This window comes from Staphylococcus sp. FSL W8-0305 (assembly GCF_037966415.1).
In the GTDB taxonomy this organism is placed as follows: Bacteria; Bacillota; Bacilli; order Staphylococcales; family Staphylococcaceae; genus Staphylococcus; species Staphylococcus aureus.
In genome coordinates this window covers 817986-839552 of sequence record NZ_CP150198.1, presented here as the reverse complement: position 1 = coordinate 839552, position 21567 = coordinate 817986, and the positions used below count along the sequence as shown (strand labels likewise).

Here is a 21567-nt window from a genome sequence, read left to right as displayed (position 1 = left end):
AATGATAACTGCTGAAAAGAAAAAGAAGAATAAATTTCTTCCAAATTTTGACAAGCAATCAATATATTCATTGCGATTTGACGAAATGCAAAACTGGCTCGTTGAACAAGGTCAACAAAAATTTCGAGCGAAACAGATTTTTGAATGGTTATATCAAAAAAGAGTAGATTCGATTGATGAAATGACGAACTTATCGAAAGACTTACGACAGCTTTTAAAAGATAACTTTACTGTTACAACTTTAACAACTGTAGTAAAACAAGAAAGTAAAGACGGTACAATTAAATTCTTATTTGAATTACAAGATGGCTATACAATTGAAACTGTTTTAATGAGACATGATTATGGAAATTCAGTATGTGTAACGACACAAGTAGGTTGTCGTATCGGATGTACGTTTTGTGCTTCTACACTTGGCGGCTTAAAAAGAAACCTTGAAGCTGGCGAAATTGTTTCACAAGTTTTAACAGTTCAAAAAGCCCTTGATGCTACAGAAGAGCGCGTATCTCAAATTGTCATAATGGGTATCGGTGAACCATTTGAAAATTATGATGAAATGATGGACTTTTTAAGAATCGTCAATGATGATAACAGTTTAAATATTGGTGCACGTCACATTACAGTATCAACATCAGGTATCATTCCTAGAATATATGACTTTGCGGACGAAGATATTCAAATTAATTTTGCTGTAAGCTTACACGCCGCAAAAGATGAAGTGCGATCACGCTTGATGCCAATTAACCGTGCATATAATGTTGAGAAGTTAATCGAAGCAATTCAATATTATCAAGAAAAAACAAATCGTCGTGTTACTTTTGAATATGGTCTGTTTGGTGGTGTGAATGACCAACTAGAACATGCAAGAGAATTAGCACATTTAATAAAAGGCTTAAACTGCCATGTTAACTTAATTCCTGTCAACCATGTTCCAGAAAGAAATTATGTAAAAACGGCTAAAAATGATATCTTTAAATTTGAAAAAGAATTAAAGAGACTAGGAATTAATGCCACAATACGTCGTGAACAAGGTTCAGATATTGACGCAGCTTGTGGTCAATTAAGAGCAAAGGAACGACAAGTAGAAACGAGGTAAAGACAAATGCTAGAGGCACAATTTTTTACTGATACTGGACAACATAGAGATAAGAATGAAGATGCGGGTGGTATTTTTTATAATCAAACTAATCAACAACTTTTAGTTCTGTGTGATGGTATGGGCGGCCATAAAGCAGGAGAAGTTGCAAGTAAATTTGTTACAGATGAGTTGAAATCCCGTTTTGAAGCGGAAAATCTTATAGAACAACATCAAGCTGAAAATTGGTTGCGTAATAATATAAAAGATATAAATTTTCAGTTATATCACTATGCACAAGAAAATGCAGAATATAAAGGTATGGGTACAACATGTGTTTGTGCACTTGTTTTTGAAAAATCAGTTGTGATAGCAAATGTCGGTGATTCTAGAGCCTATGTTATTAATAGTCGACAAATTGAACAAATTACTAGTGATCACTCGTTTGTTAATCATCTTGTTTTAACGGGTCAAATTACGCCGGAAGAAGCATTTACACATCCACAACGTAATATTATTACGAAGGTGATGGGCACAGATAAACGTGTGAGTCCAGATTTGTTTATTAAGCGATTAAATTTTTATGATTATTTATTATTAAATTCAGATGGATTAACTGATTATGTTAAAGACAATGAAATTAAGCGTTTGTTAGTAAAAGAAGGTACAATAGAAGATCATGGTGATCAATTAATGCAATTGGCATTAGATAACCATTCGAAAGATAACGTTACTTTCATACTCGCGGCTATTGAAGGTGATAAAGTATGATAGGTAAAATAATAAATGAACGATATAAAATTGTAGATAAGCTTGGCGGCGGTGGCATGAGTACCGTTTATCTTGCAGAAGATACGATACTTAACATTAAAGTTGCAATTAAGGCGATTTTTATACCACCTAGAGAAAAAGAAGAAACATTAAAACGTTTTGAACGAGAAGTACATAACTCATCACAGCTATCACATCAAAATATAGTAAGTATGATCGATGTTGATGAAGAAGATGACTGTTACTACTTAGTAATGGAATATATTGAAGGTCCGACTTTGTCTGAGTATATTGAAAGTCATGGGCCATTAAGTGTTGACACGGCGATTAATTTTACGAATCAAATATTGGATGGCATTAAACATGCGCATGATATGCGTATTGTACATAGAGATATTAAGCCACAAAATATATTAATTGACAGCAATAAAACGTTGAAAATATTTGATTTTGGAATTGCTAAAGCTTTAAGTGAGACGTCTTTAACTCAGACTAATCATGTGTTAGGTACTGTGCAGTACTTTTCGCCAGAACAAGCAAAAGGTGAGGCAACGGATGAATGTACAGATATTTATTCTATAGGTATTGTGTTATATGAAATGCTTGTTGGTGAACCACCATTTAATGGAGAAACTGCAGTTAGCATTGCGATTAAACATATTCAGGATTCTGTGCCAAATGTGACAACCGATGTACGTAAGGATATTCCGCAATCTTTAAGTAATGTCATTTTACGCGCTACAGAAAAAGACAAAGCGAATCGTTACAAAACAATTCAAGAAATGAAAGATGATTTGAGTAGTGTTTTACATGAAAATCGAGCGAATGAAGATGTCTATGAACTCGATAAAATGAAAACGATAGCGGTACCATTGAAAAAAGAAGATCTAGCAAAGCATATTAGTGAACATAAGTCGAATCAACCTAAACGTGAAACGACGCAAGTACCTATTGTAAATGGGCCTGCTCATCATCAGCAATTCCAAAAGCCAGAAGGTACCGTGTACGAACCAAAACCTAAAAAGAAATCAACACGAAAGATTGTGCTCTTATCACTAATCTTTTCGTTGTTAATGATTGCACTTGTTTCTTTTGTGGCAATGGCAATGTTTGGTAATAAATACGAAGAGACACCTGATGTAATCGGGAAATCTGTAAAAGAAGCAGAGCAAATATTCAATAAAAACAATCTGAAATTAGGTAAAATTTCTAGAAGTTATAGTGATAAATATCCTGAAAATGAAATTATTAAGACAACTCCTAATACAGGTGAACGTGTTGAACGTGGTGACAGTGTTGATGTTGTTATATCAAAAGGCCCTGAAAAGGTTAAAATGCCAAATGTTATTGGTTTACCTAAGGAGGAAGCCTTGCAGAAATTAAAATCGTTAGGTCTTAAAGATGTTACGATTGAAAAAGTATATAATAATCAAGCACCAAAAGGATACATTGCAAATCAAAGTGTAACCGCAAATACTGAAATCGCTATTCATGATTCTAATATTAAACTATATGAATCTTTAGGCATTAAACAAGTTTATGTAGAAGACTTTGAACATAAATCCTTTAGCAAAGCTAAAAAAGCCTTAGAAGAAAAAGGATTTAAAGTTGAAAGTAAGGAAGAGTATAGTGACGATATTGATGAGGGTGATGTGATTTCTCAATCTCCTAAAGGGAAATCAGTAGATGAGGGGTCAACGATTTCATTTGTTGTTTCTAAAGGTAAAAAAAGCGACTCATCAGATGTCAAAACGACAACTGAATCGGTAGATGTACCATACACTGGTAAAAATGATAAGTCACAAAAAGTTAAAGTTTATATTAAAGATAAAGATAATGACGGTTCAACAGAAAAAGGTAGTTTCGACATTACTAGTGATCAACGTATAGACATTCCTTTAAGAATTGAAAAAGGAAAAACAGCAAGTTATATTGTTAAAGTAGACGGTAAAACTGTAGCTGAAAAAGAAGTCAGCTATGATGATGTTTAAATATAATTGAAGTAAATGTACCGAGGTTTCTATTTGGAAGTCTCGGTATTTTTATGTTGAGATTGCGGTAGTTTTAAAATGCTTCATGTCATCATATACAGGTGAGCATTGTCTATGAATTCTGTATCGCTCTCACAATATTTATATCATTTGAAATGGTCATTTATATATTAATTTTCCAGTCTTTGATATAATAAATGCAGTAAAATTAATCGAGAGGTGCCATTTTGAAGACAGGTCGAATAGTGAAATCAATTAGTGGGGTATATCAAGTAGACGTTAATGGCGAACGTTTCAATACAAAACCACGAGGATTATTTAGAAAGAAAAAATTTTCACCGGTAGTTGGAGATATAGTGGAATTTGATGTACAAAACATTAACGAAGGCTATATTCATCAAGTGTATGAGCGGAAAAATGAGTTGAAAAGACCACCTGTAAGTAATATAGATACACTAGTAATTGTAATGAGTGCTGTCGAACCAAATTTTTCAACGCAATTATTAGATCGATTTTTAGTTATTGCACATTCGTATCAGTTAAATGCGAGAATTTTGGTGACAAAAAAAGATAAAACACCAATTGAAAAGCAGTTCGAAATTAATGAGTTGTTGAAAATATATGAAAATATTGGCTATGAGACTGAATTTATTGGAAATGATGATGATCGAAAAAAAATTGTAGAAGCTTGGTCAGCTGGACTTATAGTACTTAGTGGTCAATCAGGTGTCGGTAAGTCCACTTTCTTAAATCATTATCGTCCAGAACTTAATCTTGAGACAAATGATATATCAAAATCATTAAATCGAGGAAAGCATACTACAAGACATGTCGAACTATTCGAACGTCAAAACGGTTATATTGCAGACACACCTGGATTCAGTGCTTTAGATTTTGATCATATAGATAAAGATGAAATAAAAGATTATTTTCTTGAATTAAATCGATATGGTGAAACATGTAAGTTTAGGAATTGTAATCATATCAAAGAACCTAATTGTAATGTTAAGCATCAATTAGAGATAGGGAATATTGCGCAATTTAGATACGACCATTATTTACAACTATTTAATGAAATTTCAAATAGAAAGGTTAGATATTAAATGACAAAACTATATCCATCATTATTATCTGTTGATTTTTTGGATTTACAACATGAATTAAAACGACTTGAAGAAGCAGGTGTCGACGGAGTTCATTTTGATGTTATGGATGGTCAATTTGTGCCTAATATATCTATTGGTTTACCAATATTAGATGCAGTAAGAAAAGGCACAACATTACCTATAGACGTACATTTGATGATTGAAAATCCAGAAAAGTATATTGCATCATTTGCAGAACATGGTGCCGATATGATTTCAATTCATGTCGAATCAACGCCTCATATTCATCGTGCTATTCAAATGATTAAACATTTAGATAAAAAAGCTGGTGTAGTAATTAATCCTGGTACACCAATATCACAAATTGAACCTATTTTAGATATTGTTGATTATGTACTAGTGATGACAGTTAACCCAGGGTTTGGTGGTCAATCATTTATTGATCAATGCGTAGAAAAAATAGCGGGTCTTAATGCTATTAAAATGGAACGTCAATTAAACTTTGATATTGAAGTTGATGGAGGCGTAAATACCGATACAGCGAAAGTATGTGTTGAAAATGGTGCTACAATGCTAGTAACAGGTTCATTTTTCTTTAAACAAGAGGATTATAAAAAAGTCACACAAGCATTGAAAGGTTGAGTGTATATGCATATAAATTTATTATGTTCTGATCGACACTTGCCGCAAGATATTTGGGCCAAAAGTAATGAAGGTAAATGGGGCGGCGTTGATAGAGGTGCTTTGATTTTATTGAAGCATCAAATTATCCCTTTTTTCTCAGTGGGAGACTTTGATTCAGTCAGTAAAGAAGAACGCCAACTTCTAACAGAACAGTTACAAATCAAACCAGTTCAAGCTGAAAAAGCTGATACGGATTTAGCTTTAGCGGTTGATAAAGCTGTTGCACTTGGATTTGATAGTATTACAATTTATGGTGCAACAGGCGGACGATTAGATCACTTTTTTGGGGCAATTCAGTTATTATTGAAAAAAGCATATTATAAACATGATGTTCATATAGAAGTTATCGATCAACAAAATAAAATTGAATTATTGCCTAAAGGTCAACATACAGTTGAAAAAGATAAGAGTTATCCGTACATTTCATTTATACCGATGACTGATGATGTAGAACTTTCTCTAGCAGGTTTTAAATATAATTTAGCTAGACAAATGCTTAATATAGGTTCTACTTTAACTATTTCAAATGAAATTGAGTCTTTGCAAGCGAAAGTAACTGTACATGATGGGTTGATTTTGCAAATTAGAAGTACAGATTTAAATTAAGTATATTCAAATATGCGAAGATTTTTAATAAAGTCCATGAGTTATTTAATAAAGTGACGTTTATAGTATAGAATTTATAGCATAATAATAGATGAATCACGCTGTAATTAATGAAGATTATGGCGTGATTTATTATTGAAAGGAAAATTGTAGGTCCTAGTACATTGATTTATGTGCCAAAATCGATATTGAACCCATAAGTCCAATTTGACAGAGAACCATTATTAAACGTTTTAACCAAATTATATTGATAGTTCGAATTTCACTATGAACCATTATGTATTGTTTTGTAACAAAAAAGAACTAAGAGGTTGAGCTCTTAGTTCTTAAGTAAATGCGTCCTCCACATAAGGTCACATTTTTTATGTGCAATATATTTATTAAACTCTAGTTACTTTACCAGATTTTAAAGCACGTGCAGAAACCCAAACTTTTTTAGGTTTACCGTCAACTAGGATTCTAACTTTTTGAAGGTTAGCGTTCCATCTACGTTTAGTAGAGTTTAAAGCGTGTGAACGTCTGTTACCAGTCGAAGCTTTACGACCTGTTACGAAACATTGTTTACCCATATGAGTACCTCCTTTAATAAATATAAATACACATAACTACTTATATACTTAATTAAGATAGCATAGTTTCATTTGAAAAACAATGAATAATTTTCACATAAAAGTCAAAAATACTGAGTTTTGTGATATAATTGTAGACTGTGAAGTTATGTAGTATGATATTTTAGAGAAATAAGTGAATGAAACATTTAAACTTTTTATTTAATGATACTACATCTATTAAAAGAAAATGCCTATACATAATCGTCATGAGTGTAAATTCAGTTTACTCAAAATATAATAGGTGATTTAAGCGTAAGTCATTCTGATAAGTTGTACCATTGATATTTTATAAAAATAATCAATGAAACTTAAAGCGTTTATGACTACACTAAGTGGTAAAATTTTAAAAGTGATTAGGGGAAACGAATAATAAACTTTGAAATTTAGGAGGGACAAAGATATGACATTAGAGATTTCAAATGATTACGGTAAAATTGATATTTCAAACGAAGTGATTGCTTCGGTTGTAGGTGGAAAGGCCGTTGAATGTTATGGTATTGTAGGTATGGCATCTAGACAACAAGTTAGAGATGGTATTGCGGAAATACTAGGACATGAAAATTATGCTAAAGGCATCAAAGTAACTGAAAATAATGGCGTAGTGGATATAGATATGTACATTATTGTAAGTTACGGTGTGAAAATATCTGAAGTTGCCAATAATGTACAATCAACAGTGAAATATACTTTGGAAAAATCACTTAATGTATCAGTAAATTCAATCAATATATATGTACAAGGTGTACGTGTGAATAATACAGGCAAGAAAGCTTAGGAGGACAACTTGAAATGATTAGCAAAATTAATGGTAAATTATTTGCCGATATGATTATACAAGGGGCACAAAATTTATCTAACAATGCAGATTTGGTAGATTCTTTGAATGTGTATCCAGTGCCAGATGGTGATACAGGAACAAATATGAATCTTACTATGACTTCAGGTCGCGAAGAAGTAGAGAATAATTTGTCGAAAAATATCGGCGAATTAGGTAAAACATTCTCGAAAGGTTTACTAATGGGTGCAAGAGGTAACTCTGGTGTCATCTTGTCACAATTATTCAGAGGATTTTGTAAAAATATTGAAAGTGAATCTGAAATTAATTCAAAATTGTTAGCTGAAAGTTTTCAAGCTGGTGTTGAAACGGCATATAAAGCTGTTATGAAACCAGTTGAAGGTACAATACTTACAGTTGCAAAAGATGCTGCGCAAGCTGCAATAGAAAAAGCAAATAATACTGAAGATTGTATAGAATTAATGGAGTACATTATTGTAAAAGCCAATGAATCACTTGAAAACACACCAAACTTATTAGCTGTACTTAAAGAAGTTGGTGTTGTTGATAGTGGCGGTAAAGGTTTGTTATGCGTTTACGAAGGATTCTTAAAAGCGCTTAAAGGTGAAAAAGTTGAAGCCAAAGTTGCAAAGCTAGATAAAGATGAATTTGTACATGATGAACATGATTTCCATGGTGTAATTAATACTGAAGATATTATTTATGGCTATTGTACTGAAATGATGGTTCGTTTTGGAAAGAATAAAAAAGCCTTTGATGAACAAGAATTCAGGCAAGATATGAGTCAATTTGGTGATTCTTTATTAGTCATTAATGATGAAGAAATTGTGAAAGTTCACGTGCATACCGAATACCCAGGTAAAGTGTTTAATTATGGTCAACAATATGGTGAATTAATTAAACTTAAGGTTGAAAATATGAGAGAACAGCATCGTGAAGTGATTCGAAAAGAACAGCACACAGCTAAACCGAAAATGGAAACGGTTGAAACAGCAATTATTACTATTTCTATGGGTGAAGGTATTTCAGAGATATTTAAATCAATGGGTGCCACACATATCATTAGTGGTGGACAAACGATGAATCCTTCTACAGAAGATATCGTTAAAGTCATTGAACAATCAAAATGTAAACGTGCAATTATTTTACCGAATAATAAAAATATCTTAATGGCAAGTGAACAAGCAGCGAGTATTGTTGATGCAGAAGCAGTTGTTATTCCAACGAAATCTATTCCTCAAGGTATAAGCGCACTATTCCAATATGATGTGGACGCAACACTTGAAGAAAATAAAGCGCAAATGGCTGATTCAGTAAATAACGTTAAATCTGGTTCATTAACGTACGCTGTTCGTGATACGAAAATTGATGGCGTTGAGATTAAAAAAGACGCGTTTATGGGCTTGATTGAAGATAAGATTGTAAGCAGCCAAAGTGATCAATTAACAACGGTTACTGAGTTGTTAAATGAGATGTTAGCAGATGATAGTGAAATATTGACTGTGATTATTGGTCAAGATGCAGAGCAAGCAGTTACAGATAACATGATAAACTGGATTGAAGAGCAATATCCAGATGTAGAAGTGGAAGTTCATGAAGGTGGACAACCAATTTATCAATATTTCTTTTCAGTAGAATAAAAATTTAAAATAAAAAACTACCAATGATAAATCATCAGTTGGTAGTTTTTTATTTTGCTATTTTAGTGATATTGCGGGTTAAAAGTATCGTTCTCGAGTTGCTAACAATGTCATGTTCAACTTAGTCATGATAAAATAAATAACATACTAAATGATACGTAAAATCAAATAAAACATAGGTGATTTATTTTGGCTAAAGTAAACTTAATAGAAAGTCCATATTCTCTTTTACAATTAAAAGGTATAGGTCCTAAGAAAATAGAAGTATTGCAACAACTAAATATTCATACAGTGGAAGATCTTGTTCTTTATTTGCCAACTAGATATGAAGATAATACAGTGATTGATTTGAATCAAGCAGAAGATCAATCTAACGTTACGATAGAAGGACAAGTATATACAGCTCCAGTAGTTGCATTTTTTGGAAGAAATAAATCAAAATTAACTGTTCATTTAATGGTAAATAATATTGCTGTCAAATGTATTTTTTTCAATCAACCGTATTTAAAAAAGAAAATCGAATTAAATCAAACTATAACTGTTAAAGGTAAGTGGAATAGGGTTAAACAGGAAATTACTGGTAATAGGGTTTTCTTGAATTCACAAGGTACACAAACTCAAGAAAACGCAGATGTTCAATTAGAACCAGTCTATCGTATTAAGGAAGGTATTAAACAAAAGCAAATACGAGACCAAATTAGACAAGCGTTAAATGATGTGACAATTCATGAATGGTTAACTGATGAACTAAGAGAAAAATATAAATTAGAGACCTTGGACTTTACTTTGAACACGTTACATCATCCTAAAAGTAAAGAGGATTTATTACGTGCTCGTAGAACCTATGCATTTACTGAACTGTTTTTATTCGAATTACGTATGCAATGGCTAAATAGATTAGAAAAGTCATCTGACGAAGCAATTGAAATTGATTATGACTTAGACCAAGTTAAATCATTTATTGATCGTTTGCCTTTTGAACTAACTGAAGCACAGAAATCCAGTGTTAATGAAATTTTTAGAGATTTAAAAGCACCAATACGTATGCATCGATTACTTCAAGGTGATGTAGGTTCAGGAAAAACAGTAGTTGCTGCAATTTGTATGTATGCGTTAAAAACGGCTGGTTATCAATCAGCATTGATGGTACCAACTGAAATTTTAGCAGAGCAACATGCTGAAAGTTTAATTGCTTTATTTGGAGATTCTATGAATGTTGCGTTGTTAACTGGGTCAGTAAAAGGTAAGAAACGAAAAATACTTTTAGAACAACTTGAAAATCGTACGATTGATTGTTTAATTGGAACCCATGCATTGATTCAAGATGATGTGATTTTCCATAATGTTGGTTTAGTAATTACAGATGAACAACATCGATTTGGTGTGAATCAACGCCAACTTTTAAGAGAAAAAGGTGCAATGACGAATGTGTTATTTATGACAGCAACCCCGATACCAAGAACACTAGCAATATCAGTTTTTGGTGAGATGGATGTGTCTTCAATTAAACAATTACCAAAAGGTCGTAAACCTATCATTACTACTTGGGCAAAGCATGAGCAATACGATAAAGTTTTGATGCAAATGACCTCAGAGTTGAAAAAAGGTCGTCAAGCATATGTTATTTGCCCGCTTATAGAAAGTTCTGAGCATCTCGAAGATGTTCAAAATGTTGTCGCATTGTACGAGTCTTTACAACAGTATTATGGTGTTTCCCGTGTAGGGTTATTGCATGGTAAGTTGTCTGCCGATGAAAAAGATGAGGTCATGCAAAAGTTTAGCAATCATGAGATAGATGTTTTAGTTTCTACTACTGTTGTTGAAGTAGGTGTTAATGTACCGAATGCAACTTTTATGATGATTTATGATGCGGATCGCTTTGGATTATCAACTTTACATCAGTTACGCGGTCGTGTGGGTAGAAGTGACCAGCAAAGTTACTGTGTTTTAATTGCATCCCCTAAAACAGAAACAGGAATTGAAAGAATGACAATTATGACACAAACAACGGATGGATTTGAATTGAGTGAACGAGACTTAGAAATGCGTGGCCCTGGAGATTTCTTTGGTGTTAAACAAAGTGGATTGCCAGATTTCTTAGTTGCCAATTTAGTTGAAGATTATCGTATGTTAGAAGTTGCTCGTGATGAAGCAGCTGAACTTATTCAATCTGGCGTATTCTTTGAAAATACGTATCAACATTTACGTCATTTTGTTGAAGAAAATTTATTACATCGCAGTTTTGACTAATTACCATGCTGATTTGTCAATTTAAGTGCAACACTTCGTTAATTGAGTGATATGACACTTGAACTATTTAAATGTAAAGTGGTATTTTAAAAATTTATAAATTTTCGACTAAATAATAGCTAAATAATACAGTTATTTGTTGAGTCGGTTAAATAGAAAGTGTTATGATATGTGAGGAATGTTTAAGACTAGGTACTAAAAAATGAGGGGTGAGACGTTGAAACTAAAGAAAGATAAACGTAGAGAAGCAATCAGACAACAAATTGATAGCAATCCCTTCATCACAGACCATGAACTAAGCGACTTATTTCAAGTGAGTATACAAACAATTCGTTTAGATCGCACTTATTTAAACATACCAGAATTAAGGAAGCGTATTAAATTAGTTGCTGAAAAAAATTATGACCAAATAAGTTCTATTGAAGAACAAGAATTTATTGGTGATTTGATTCAAGTCAATCCAAATGTTAAAGCGCAATCAATTTTAGATATTACATCGGATTCTGTTTTTCATAAAACTGGAATTGCGCGTGGTCATGTGCTGTTTGCTCAGGCAAATTCATTATGTGTTGCGCTAATTAAGCAACCAACAGTTTTAACTCATGAGAGTAGCATTCAATTTATTGAAAAAGTAAAATTAAATGATACGGTAAGAGCAGAAGCACGAGTTGTAAATCAAACTGCAAAACATTATTACGTCGAAGTAAAGTCATATGTTAAACATACATTAGTTTTCAAAGGAAATTTTAAAATGTTTTATGATAAGCGAGGATAAAATTATGGTTAAATTAGCAATTGATATGATGGGTGGCGACAATGCGCCTGATATCGTATTAGAAGCCGTACAAAAGGCTGTTGAAGACTTTAAAGATCTAGAAATTATACTTTTCGGTGACGAAAAAAAGTATAATCTGAACCATGAACGAATCGAATTTAGACATTGTTCTGAAAAGATTGAAATGGAAGATGAGCCTGTTAGAGCGATTAAACGTAAAAAAGATAGCTCAATGGTAAAAATGGCTGAAGCTGTGAAATCTGGTGAGGCAGATGGATGTGTGTCAGCAGGTAATACTGGTGCTTTAATGTCAGCTGGTTTATTCATTGTTGGACGTATTAAAGGTGTAGCTAGACCGGCTTTAGTAGTAACATTGCCAACGATTGATGGAAAAGGTTTTGTCTTTTTAGACGTTGGTGCAAATGCTGATGCTAAGCCTGAACACTTATTACAGTATGCGCAACTAGGGGATATTTATGCTCAAAAAATTAGAGGTATTGATAATCCGAAAATCTCATTATTAAATATAGGTACCGAGCCAGCTAAAGGTAATAGTTTAACGAAAAAATCATATGAGTTATTAAATCAAGATCATTCATTGAATTTTGTTGGGAATATTGAAGCGAAGACATTAATGGATGGCGATACAGATGTTGTAGTTACCGATGGCTATACTGGGAACATGGTCCTTAAAAATTTAGAAGGTACTGCAAAATCAATCGGTAAAATGTTAAAAGATACGATTATGAGTAGTACTAAAAATAAAATAGCAGGTGCAATATTGAAGAAAGATTTAGCAGAATTCGCTAAAAAGATGGATTACTCAGAATACGGTGGTTCCGTATTATTAGGATTGGAAGGTACCGTAGTTAAAGCACACGGTAGTTCAAATGCTAAAGCTTTTTATTCTGCAATTAGACAAGCAAAAATAGCAGGAGAGCAAAATATTGTACAAACAATGAAAGAGACTGTAGGTGAATCAAATGAGTAAAACAGCAATTATTTTTCCGGGACAAGGTGCCCAAAAAGTTGGTATGGCACAAGATTTATATAACAACAACGATCAAGCAACTGAAATTTTAACTTCAGCAGCAAACACATTAGACTTTGATATTTTAGAGACAATGTTTACTGACGAAGAAGGTAAATTGGGTGAAACTGAAAACACGCAACCAGCTTTATTGACGCATAGTTCGGCATTATTAGCAGCACTAAAAAATTTGAATCCCGATTTTACTATGGGGCATAGTTTAGGTGAATATTCAAGTTTAGTTGCAGCTGACGTATTATCATTTGAAGATGCAGTTAAAATTGTTAGAAAACGTGGTCAATTAATGGCGCAAGCATTTCCTTCTGGTGTAGGAAGCATGGCTGCAGTATTGGGCTTAGATTTTGATAAAGTTGATGAAATTTGTAAGTCATTATCATCTGATGACAAAATAATTGAACCAGCAAACATTAATTGCCCAGGTCAAATTGTTGTTTCAGGTCACAAAGCTTTAATTGATGAGCTAGTAGAAAAAGGTAAATCATTAGGTGCAAAGCGTGTCATGCCTTTAGCAGTATCTGGCCCATTCCATTCATCGCTAATGAAAGTGATTGAAGAAGATTTTTCAAGTTATATTAATCAATTTGAATGGCGTGATGCTAAGTTTCCTGTAGTTCAAAATGTAAATGCGCAAGGTGAAACTGACAAAGAAGTAATTAAATCTAATATGGTCAAACAATTATATTCACCAGTACAATTCATTAACTCAACAGAATGGCTAATAGACCAAGGTGTTGATCATTTTATTGAAATTGGTCCTGGAAAAGTTTTATCTGGCTTAATTAAAAAAATAAATAGAGATGTTAAGTTAACATCAATTCAAACTTTAGAAGATGTGAAAGGATGGAATGAAAATGACTAAGAGTGCTTTAGTAACAGGTGCATCAAGAGGAATTGGACGTAGTATTGCGTTACAATTAGCAGAAGAAGGATATAATGTAGCAGTAAACTATGCAGGCAGCAAAGAGAAAGCTGAAGCAGTAGTCGAAGAAATCAAAGCTAAAGGTGTTGACAGTTTTGCGATTCAAGCAAATGTTGCCGATGCTGATGAAGTTAAAGCAATGATTAAAGAAGTAGTTAGCCAATTTGGTTCTTTAGATGTTTTAGTAAATAATGCAGGTATTACTCGCGATAATTTATTAATGCGTATGAAAGAACAAGAGTGGGATGATGTTATTGACACAAACTTAAAAGGTGTATTTAACTGTATTCAAAAAGCAACACCACAAATGTTAAGACAACGTAGTGGTGCTATCATTAATTTATCAAGTGTTGTTGGAGCAGTAGGTAATCCGGGACAAGCAAACTATGTTGCAACAAAAGCAGGTGTTATTGGTTTAACTAAATCTGCGGCGCGTGAATTAGCATCTCGTGGTATCACTGTAAATGCAGTTGCACCTGGTTTTATTGTTTCTGATATGACAGATGCTTTAAGTGATGAGCTTAAAGAACAAATGTTGACTCAAATTCCGTTAGCACGTTTTGGTCAAGACACAGATATTGCTAATACAGTAGCGTTCTTAGCATCAGACAAAGCAAAATATATTACAGGTCAAACAATCCATGTAAATGGTGGAATGTACATGTAATATATTTGAGCTAAAGCTCATTGACGCAGTGGTTGACTGGTCATCCAATGGAGAAATGCCTGACCTAGTCAACTTTGCGGGGGAAATTCTAAGCAACCAAGATATGGTTCCAGAATTTCTCCCTAAGAAACAGTAATCAATAAATTGATAACTGTTTCTAAAATTTCTACTTGTTTTTTAGAATTTAAAATGGGAAAATATAATAGTCTATGTATAGGCATTTTTAAAGGAGGTGAATCGACGTGGAAAATTTCGATAAAGTAAAAGATATCATCGTTGACCGTTTAGGTGTAGACGCTGATAAAGTAACTGAAGATGCATCTTTCAAAGATGATTTAGGCGCTGACTCACTTGATATCGCTGAATTAGTAATGGAATTAGAAGACGAGTTTGGTACTGAAATTCCTGATGAAGAAGCTGAAAAAATCAACACTGTTGGTGATGCTGTTAAATTTATTAACAGTCTTGAAAAATAATAAATCTTACATCTGGGTCGTCAGTATTGTCGACTCAGTTTTTTTCTTTAATTATCAATAGTTTTAACGTAAAATTAAAGATGATTCAAGAGCAACACATAAAGGAGATAAAATAATGTCTAAACAAAAGAAAAGTGAGATAGTTAATCGTTTTAGAAAGCGCTTTGATACTAAAATGACAGAGTTAGGCTTTACTTATCAAAATATTGATTTATACCAACAAGCATTTTCGCATTCGAGTTTTATTAATGATTTTAATATGAATCGTTTAGACCATAATGAGCGTTTAGAGTTTTTGGGTGATGCGGTATTAGAATTGACGGTTTCACGATATTTATTTGATAAACATCCCAACTTGCCAGAAGGGAATTTAACAAAAATGCGTGCCACTATTGTATGTGAGCCCTCACTTGTAATATTTGCGAATAAAATTGGATTGAACGAAATGATTTTACTTGGTAAAGGTGAAGAGAAAACAGGGGGACGTACAAGACCATCATTAATATCAGACGCATTCGAAGCATTTATTGGGGCATTGTATTTGGATCAAGGACTAGATATAGTTTGGAAATTTGCTGAGAAAGTCATTTTCCCACATGTAGAACAAAATGAGTTATTAGGCGTGGTAGATTTTAAAACACAATTCCAAGAATATGTGCACCAGCAAAATAAAGGTGATGTAACCTATAATTTAATAAAAGAAGAGGGACCGGCACATCATCGTCTATTCACTTCAGAAGTTATTCTGCAAGGGGAAGCAATAGCTGAAGGTAAAGGGAAAACGAAAAAAGAATCAGAACAACGCGCTGCTGAAAGTGCCTATAAGCAATTAAAGCAAATTAAATAGAAATTTATATGATACGACATATAGGTGTTCGATTTAGGATTTATGGAAGAATTTTTAATATTTTATGGAACAACTTCGAAATTTAATATACAAATACTAAAATATCGTATACATGTGTTCTTTAAAATTGTGATAAGGAGTTTAGGATGGTTTATTTAAAATCAATAGATGCCATTGGATTTAAGTCTTTTGCAGATCAAACCAATGTTCAATTCGATAAAGGTGTGACTGCAATTGTTGGTCCAAATGGAAGCGGTAAAAGTAATATTACAGATGCTATTAAATGGGTGTTGGGTGAACAATCGGCTAAATCATTACGTGGCTCAAAAATGGAAGATATTATCTTCTCAGGTGCAGAACATCGCAAAGCTCAAAATTATGCTGAAGTACAGTTAAGATTAGATAATCATTCTAAAAAGCTCAGTGTTGATGAAAACGAAGTTATTGTAACAAGAAGATTGTATCGAAGTGGTGAAAGTGAGTACTACATAAATAATGACCGTGCAAGATTAAAAGATATTGCCGATTTATTTTTAGATTCTGGATTGGGGAAAGAAGCATATAGCATTATCTCGCAAGGTAGAGTTGATGAAATACTAAATGCTAAACCAATTGATAGACGTCAAATTATTGAAGAATCGGCTGGTGTACTTAAATATAAAAAACGTAAAGCTGAATCATTAAATAAACTTGACCAAACAGAAGATAATTTAACGAGAGTAGAAGACATTTTATATGATTTGGAAGGTCGCGTAGAACCTCTAAAAGAGGAGGCAGCTATAGCTAAAGAATATAAGACACTTTCACACCAAATGAAACATAGTGACATTGTAGTTACAGTGCACGATATTGATCAATATACAAATGACAATAGACAATTAGATCAACGTTTAAATGATTTACAAGGTCAACAAGCAAATAAAGAAGCTGACAAGCAACGTTTAAGCCAACAAATTCAACAATATAAAGGTAAGCGTCATCAACTTGATAATGATGTTGAATCGCTTAATTATCAATTAGTAAAAGCTACGGAAGCCTTTGAAAAATATACGGGACAATTAAATGTTTTAGTAGAACGTAAGAAAAATCAATCTGAAACAAATGCACGATATGAAGAAGAACAAGAAAATTTAATTGAGCTTTTAGAAAATATATCAAGTGAGATTTCTGAAGCTCAAGATACTTATAAGTCTCTGAAAAGTAAACAAAAAGAACTCAATGCTGTCATTCGTGAACTTGAAGAACAACTATATGTTTCAGACGAAGCACACGATGAAAAATTGGAAGAAATTAAAAACGAATACTATACATTAATGTCAGAGCAATCAGATGTTAACAATGATATTCGTTTTTTAAAGCATACTATAGAAGAGAATGAGGTTAAAAAATCAAGACTAGATTCTCGATTAGTTGAAGTCTTTGAGCAATTGAAAGATATTCAGGGTCAAATAAAAACGACTAAAAAAGAATATCAACAGACCAACAAAGAACTTTCTGCTGTAGATAAAGAAATTAAAAATATAGAAAAAGACCTCACTGATACAAAAAAAGCACAAAACGAATACGAAGAGAAATTGTATCAAGCATATCGATATACCGAAAAAATGAAAACACGTATTGATAGTTTGGCAACGCAAGAGGAAGAATATACTTATTTTTTCAATGGCGTCAAACATATTTTGAAAGCTAAAAATAAAGAATTAAAGGGTATTCATGGTGCAGTTGCGGAAATTATTGATGTGCCATCTAAATTAACTCAGGCAATTGAAACAGCATTAGGTGCTTCATTACAACATGTCATTGTAGATTCAGAAAAAGATGGACGCCAGGCTATTCAATTTTTAAAAGAACGTAATTTAGGTCGTGCGACGTTTTTACCATTAAATGTTATACAGAGTAGAGCGGTAGCGACTGATATTAAGTCTATTGCTAAAGAGGCAAACGGATTTATTAGTATTGCTTCGGAAGCAGTTAAAGTAGCACCAGAATATCAAAATATTATCGGGAATTTATTAGGTAATACGATTATCGTTGATCATTTAAAGCATGCAAATGAATTGGCACGTGCGATTAAATATCGAACTCGTATTGTTACTTTGGAAGGTGATATTGTAAATCCTGGTGGTTCTATGACTGGTGGTGGCGCTCGTAAGTCAAAAAGTATTCTGTCTCAAAAAGACGAGTTGACAACAATGAGACACCAATTAGAAGATTACTTGCGTCAAACAGAATCATTTGAACAACAATTTAAAGAGTTGAAGATAAAAAGTGATCAATTAAGTGAACTGTATTTTGAAAAAAGTCAAAAGCATAATACACTTAAAGAGCAAGTGCATCATTTTGAAATGGAGCTCGATAGATTAACTACACAAGAAACACAAATAAAAAATGATCATGAAGAATTTGAATTTGAAAAAAATGATGGTTATACGAGTGACAAAAGTCGACAAACTTTGAGTGAAAAAGAAACTCATTTAGAAAGTATTAAAGCATCTTTAAAACGACTAGAAGATGAAATTGAACGCTACACAAAACTTTCTAAAGAAGGTAAGGAAAGCTTAACTAAAACACAACAAACGTTACATCAGAAACAATCTGATCTTGCTGTGGTTAAAGAGCGTATTAAAACACAACAACAGACAATAGATCGATTAAATAATCAAAGTCAACAAACCAAACATCAATTAAATGATGTTAAAGAAAAAATAGCATTCTTTAATTCGGATGAAGTGATGGGCGAACAAGCTTTTCAAAATATTAAAGATCAAATTAATGGTCAACAAGAAACGAGAACACGCTTATCTGATGAATTAGATAAATTGAAACAACAACGTATTGAGTTGAATGAACAAATCGATGCGCAAGAAGCTACACTACAAGTTTGTCACCAAGATATTTTAGCTATCGAAAATCACTACCAAGATATTAAAGCTGAACAATCAAAGCTAGATGTATTAATTCATCATGCGATAGATCATTTAAATGATGAATATCAATTGACTGTTGAACGTGCAAAATCTGAATATACGAGTGATGAATCGATTGACGCATTACGTAAAAAAGTTAAATTAATGAAGATGTCGATTGATGAACTAGGTCCTGTAAACTTAAATGCAATTGAACAATTTGAAGAGTTAAATGAACGTTATACATTTTTAAGTGAGCAACGTACAGATCTTCGTAAAGCTAAAGAAACATTAGAGCAAATTATAAGTGAAATGGATCAAGAGGTTACTGAAAGATTTAAAGAAACTTTCCATGCTATTCAAGGACATTTTACAGCTATGTTCAAACAATTGTTTGGTGGAGGCGATGCAGAATTGCAATTAACTGAAGCCGATTATTTAACAGCTGGTATTGATATTGTGGTACAACCACCGGGTAAAAAGTTGCAACATTTATCGTTACTAAGTGGTGGTGAGCGTGCATTAACTGCTATTGCTTTACTATTTGCAATTTTAAAAGTAAGATCTGCACCTTTTGTTATATTAGATGAGGTTGAAGCTGCATTAGATGAAGCGAATGTTATTAGATACGCAAAATATTTAAATGAGTTATCAGACGAAACACAATTCATTGTTATTACACACCGTAAAGGAACAATGGAATTTGCAGATAGGTTATACGGTGTAACAATGCAAGAATCAGGTGTTACTAAACTTGTGAGTGTGAATTTAAATACAATAGATGATGTGTTGAAGGAGGAGCAATAATGAGCTTTTTTAAACGCTTAAAAGATAAGTTTGCAACAAATAAAGAAAATGATGAAGTTAAATCCTTAACAGAAGAACAAGGTCAAGACAAATTAGAAGATACACATTCTGAAGGTTCAACGCAGGACGTAAATGATTTAGCAGAAAATGCTGAAGTGAAAAAGAAGCCACGCAAGTTGAGTGAAGCGGATTTTGATGACGATGGCTTAATATCAATTGAAGATTTTGAAGAAATTGAAGCTCAAAAAATGGGTGCTAAATTTAAAGCAGGACTCGAAAAATCTCGTCAAAATTTCCAAGAACAATTAAATAATTTGATAGCGAGATATCGTAAAGTAGATGAAGACTTTTTTGAAGCTTTAGAAGAAATGTTAATCACTGCAGACGTCGGTTTTAATACAGTGATGACGTTAACTGAAGAATTACGTATGGAAGCACAACGACGTAATATTCAAGATACTGAAGATTTGCGTGAAGTCATTGTTGAAAAAATCGTAGAGATTTACCATCAAGAAGATGATAATTCAGAAGCTATGAACTTAGAAGATGGTCGTTTAAATGTCATTTTAATGGTTGGTGTGAATGGTGTTGGTAAAACAACAACAATTGGAAAATTAGCTTACCGATATAAAATGGAAGGTAAAAAAGTAATGTTAGCTGCGGGCGATACTTTTAGAGCGGGTGCTATTGATCAATTGAAAGTTTGGGGCGAACGTGTTGGTGTAGATGTAATTAGCCAAAGTGAAGGTTCTGATCCAGCTGCTGTTATGTATGATGCGATTAATGCCGCTAAAAACAAAGGTGTTGATATTTTAATCTGTGATACCGCTGGACGTTTACAAAATAAAACAAATCTAATGCAAGAATTAGAAAAAGTTAAGCGTGTAATTAATCGAGCAGTGCCAGATGCGCCTCATGAAGCATTACTATGTTTAGATGCTACAACTGGTCAGAATGCGTTGTCACAAGCTAGAAACTTTAAAGAAGTAACAAATGTTACAGGTATTGTATTAACGAAATTAGATGGTACAGCCAAAGGTGGTATCGTATTAGCCATTCGTAATGAATTGCACATTCCAGTTAAATATGTAGGTTTAGGTGAGCAATTAGATGACTTACAACCATTTAACCCTGAAAGTTATGTCTACGGCTTATTCGCTGATATGATTGAACAAAATGAAGAAATAACAACAGTTGAAAATGATCAAATTGTAACAGAAGAAAAGGACGATAATCATGGGGCAAAATGATTTAGTTAAAACGTTACGAATGAATTATTTGTTTGATTTTTATCAATCCTTATTGACGAATAAACAACGTAATTATTTGGAATTATTTTATCTCGAAGATTATTCTTTAAGTGAAATCGCAGATACTTTTAATGTGAGTAGACAAGCAGTTTATGATAATATAAGAAGAACTGGCGATTTAGTTGAAGATTATGAAAAGAAATTGGAATTATACCAGAAATTTGAGCAACGCCGAGAAATATATGATGAAATGAAAAAACATTTAAGTAATCCAGAACAAATACAACGTTATATTCAACAATTAGAAGACTTAGAATAGATATAAATTGAGGGAGGACA

General features: G+C 32.8%; 19 protein-coding genes. 18 read left to right on the top strand and 1 reads right to left on the bottom strand.

Annotation, left to right across the window (positions count from 1 at the left end; translation table 11 throughout):
- Position 1 precedes the first annotated feature (1 nt).
- The 6 genes from rlmN to NST10_RS04140 all read left to right on the top strand — a co-directional run bounded on the left by rlmN (position 2) and on the right by NST10_RS04140 (position 6233).
- On the top strand, positions 2 to 1096 hold the full coding sequence (gene rlmN, locus NST10_RS04165) for a 23S rRNA (adenine(2503)-C(2))-methyltransferase RlmN (protein WP_000626897.1): 1095 nt from the start codon (positions 2 to 4) through the stop codon (positions 1094 to 1096).
- Between the two features lie 6 nt (positions 1097 to 1102).
- Entirely contained in the window at positions 1103 to 1846 is a 744-nt protein-coding gene (locus NST10_RS04160; RefSeq protein ID WP_000888494.1) for a protein-serine/threonine phosphatase Stp1, read from the top strand.
- Complete coding sequence (gene pknB / locus NST10_RS04155; RefSeq protein ID WP_000579564.1) at positions 1843 to 3837, top strand: serine/threonine protein kinase Stk1; 1995 nt, start codon at positions 1843 to 1845, stop codon at positions 3835 to 3837. Before NST10_RS04160 ends, pknB begins: the two co-directional genes overlap by 4 nt.
- Before the next feature lie 227 nt (positions 3838 to 4064).
- Entirely contained in the window at positions 4065 to 4940 is an 876-nt protein-coding gene (gene rsgA, locus NST10_RS04150) for a ribosome small subunit-dependent GTPase A (protein ID WP_000847923.1), read from the top strand.
- Positions 4941 to 5585, top strand: coding sequence for a ribulose-phosphate 3-epimerase (gene rpe / locus NST10_RS04145; RefSeq protein ID WP_000164332.1), 645 nt, complete (start codon positions 4941 to 4943; stop codon positions 5583 to 5585).
- Between the two features lie 6 nt (positions 5586 to 5591).
- A complete protein-coding gene (locus NST10_RS04140; RefSeq protein WP_000547905.1) occupies positions 5592 to 6233 on the top strand; it encodes a thiamine diphosphokinase in 642 nt (213 codons plus the stop codon).
- A gap of 380 nt (positions 6234 to 6613) precedes the next feature.
- Here the strand turns inward: NST10_RS04140 and rpmB are convergent, their stop codons facing one another.
- Positions 6614 to 6802 carry a 50S ribosomal protein L28 gene (gene rpmB / locus NST10_RS04135; RefSeq protein ID WP_000517908.1) on the bottom strand — a complete coding sequence of 63 codons (189 nt, stop codon included), beginning with the start codon at positions 6800 to 6802 and terminating at the stop codon, positions 6614 to 6616.
- Between the two features lie 442 nt (positions 6803 to 7244).
- Between rpmB and NST10_RS04130 the strand changes: the two genes are divergently transcribed.
- The 12 genes from NST10_RS04130 to NST10_RS04075 all read left to right on the top strand — a co-directional run bounded on the left by NST10_RS04130 (position 7245) and on the right by NST10_RS04075 (position 21547).
- Positions 7245 to 7619: an Asp23/Gls24 family envelope stress response protein gene (locus NST10_RS04130; protein ID WP_000171418.1), complete on the top strand. Its 375-nt coding sequence runs from the start codon at positions 7245 to 7247 to the stop codon at positions 7617 to 7619.
- A 14-nt stretch (positions 7620 to 7633) separates the two neighbouring features.
- On the top strand, positions 7634 to 9280 hold the full coding sequence (gene fakA, locus NST10_RS04125; protein ID WP_000623906.1) for a fatty acid kinase catalytic subunit FakA: 1647 nt from the start codon (positions 7634 to 7636) through the stop codon (positions 9278 to 9280).
- A 189-nt stretch (positions 9281 to 9469) separates the two neighbouring features.
- Positions 9470 to 11530, top strand: a complete 2061-nt coding sequence (gene recG / locus NST10_RS04120; protein ID WP_001151515.1) for an ATP-dependent DNA helicase RecG — start codon at positions 9470 to 9472, stop codon at positions 11528 to 11530.
- A gap of 202 nt (positions 11531 to 11732) precedes the next feature.
- Positions 11733 to 12305 (top strand): transcription factor FapR, encoded by a 573-nt coding sequence (fapR, locus tag NST10_RS04115; protein ID WP_001548538.1) that lies wholly within the window; start codon positions 11733 to 11735, stop codon positions 12303 to 12305.
- Between the two features lie 4 nt (positions 12306 to 12309).
- Positions 12310 to 13296: a phosphate acyltransferase PlsX gene (gene plsX, locus NST10_RS04110; RefSeq protein ID WP_000239746.1), complete on the top strand. Its 987-nt coding sequence runs from the start codon at positions 12310 to 12312 to the stop codon at positions 13294 to 13296.
- A complete protein-coding gene (gene fabD / locus NST10_RS04105; protein ID WP_000047355.1) occupies positions 13289 to 14215 on the top strand; it encodes an ACP S-malonyltransferase in 927 nt (308 codons plus the stop codon). Before plsX ends, fabD begins: the two co-directional genes overlap by 8 nt.
- A complete protein-coding gene (gene fabG / locus NST10_RS04100) occupies positions 14208 to 14942 on the top strand; it encodes a 3-oxoacyl-[acyl-carrier-protein] reductase (protein WP_000167269.1) in 735 nt (244 codons plus the stop codon). Before fabD ends, fabG begins: the two co-directional genes overlap by 8 nt.
- A gap of 242 nt (positions 14943 to 15184) precedes the next feature.
- A complete protein-coding gene (locus tag NST10_RS04095; RefSeq protein WP_000426914.1) occupies positions 15185 to 15418 on the top strand; it encodes an acyl carrier protein in 234 nt (77 codons plus the stop codon).
- Positions 15419 to 15533: 115 nt separating this feature from the next.
- Positions 15534 to 16265, top strand: coding sequence for a ribonuclease III (gene rnc / locus NST10_RS04090; RefSeq protein ID WP_000043237.1), 732 nt, complete (start codon positions 15534 to 15536; stop codon positions 16263 to 16265).
- Positions 16266 to 16411: 146 nt separating this feature from the next.
- Positions 16412 to 19978: a chromosome segregation protein SMC gene (gene smc / locus NST10_RS04085; RefSeq protein WP_000262715.1), complete on the top strand. Its 3567-nt coding sequence runs from the start codon at positions 16412 to 16414 to the stop codon at positions 19976 to 19978.
- Positions 19978 to 21228 carry a signal recognition particle-docking protein FtsY gene (gene ftsY, locus NST10_RS04080; RefSeq protein WP_000007673.1) on the top strand — a complete coding sequence of 417 codons (1251 nt, stop codon included), beginning with the start codon at positions 19978 to 19980 and terminating at the stop codon, positions 21226 to 21228. Before smc ends, ftsY begins: the two co-directional genes overlap by 1 nt.
- Positions 21215 to 21547 (top strand): putative DNA-binding protein, encoded by a 333-nt coding sequence (locus NST10_RS04075; RefSeq protein WP_000531319.1) that lies wholly within the window; start codon positions 21215 to 21217, stop codon positions 21545 to 21547. The genes ftsY and NST10_RS04075 overlap by 14 nt, the downstream gene beginning before the upstream one ends.
- Positions 21548 to 21567: the final 20 nt, after the last annotated feature.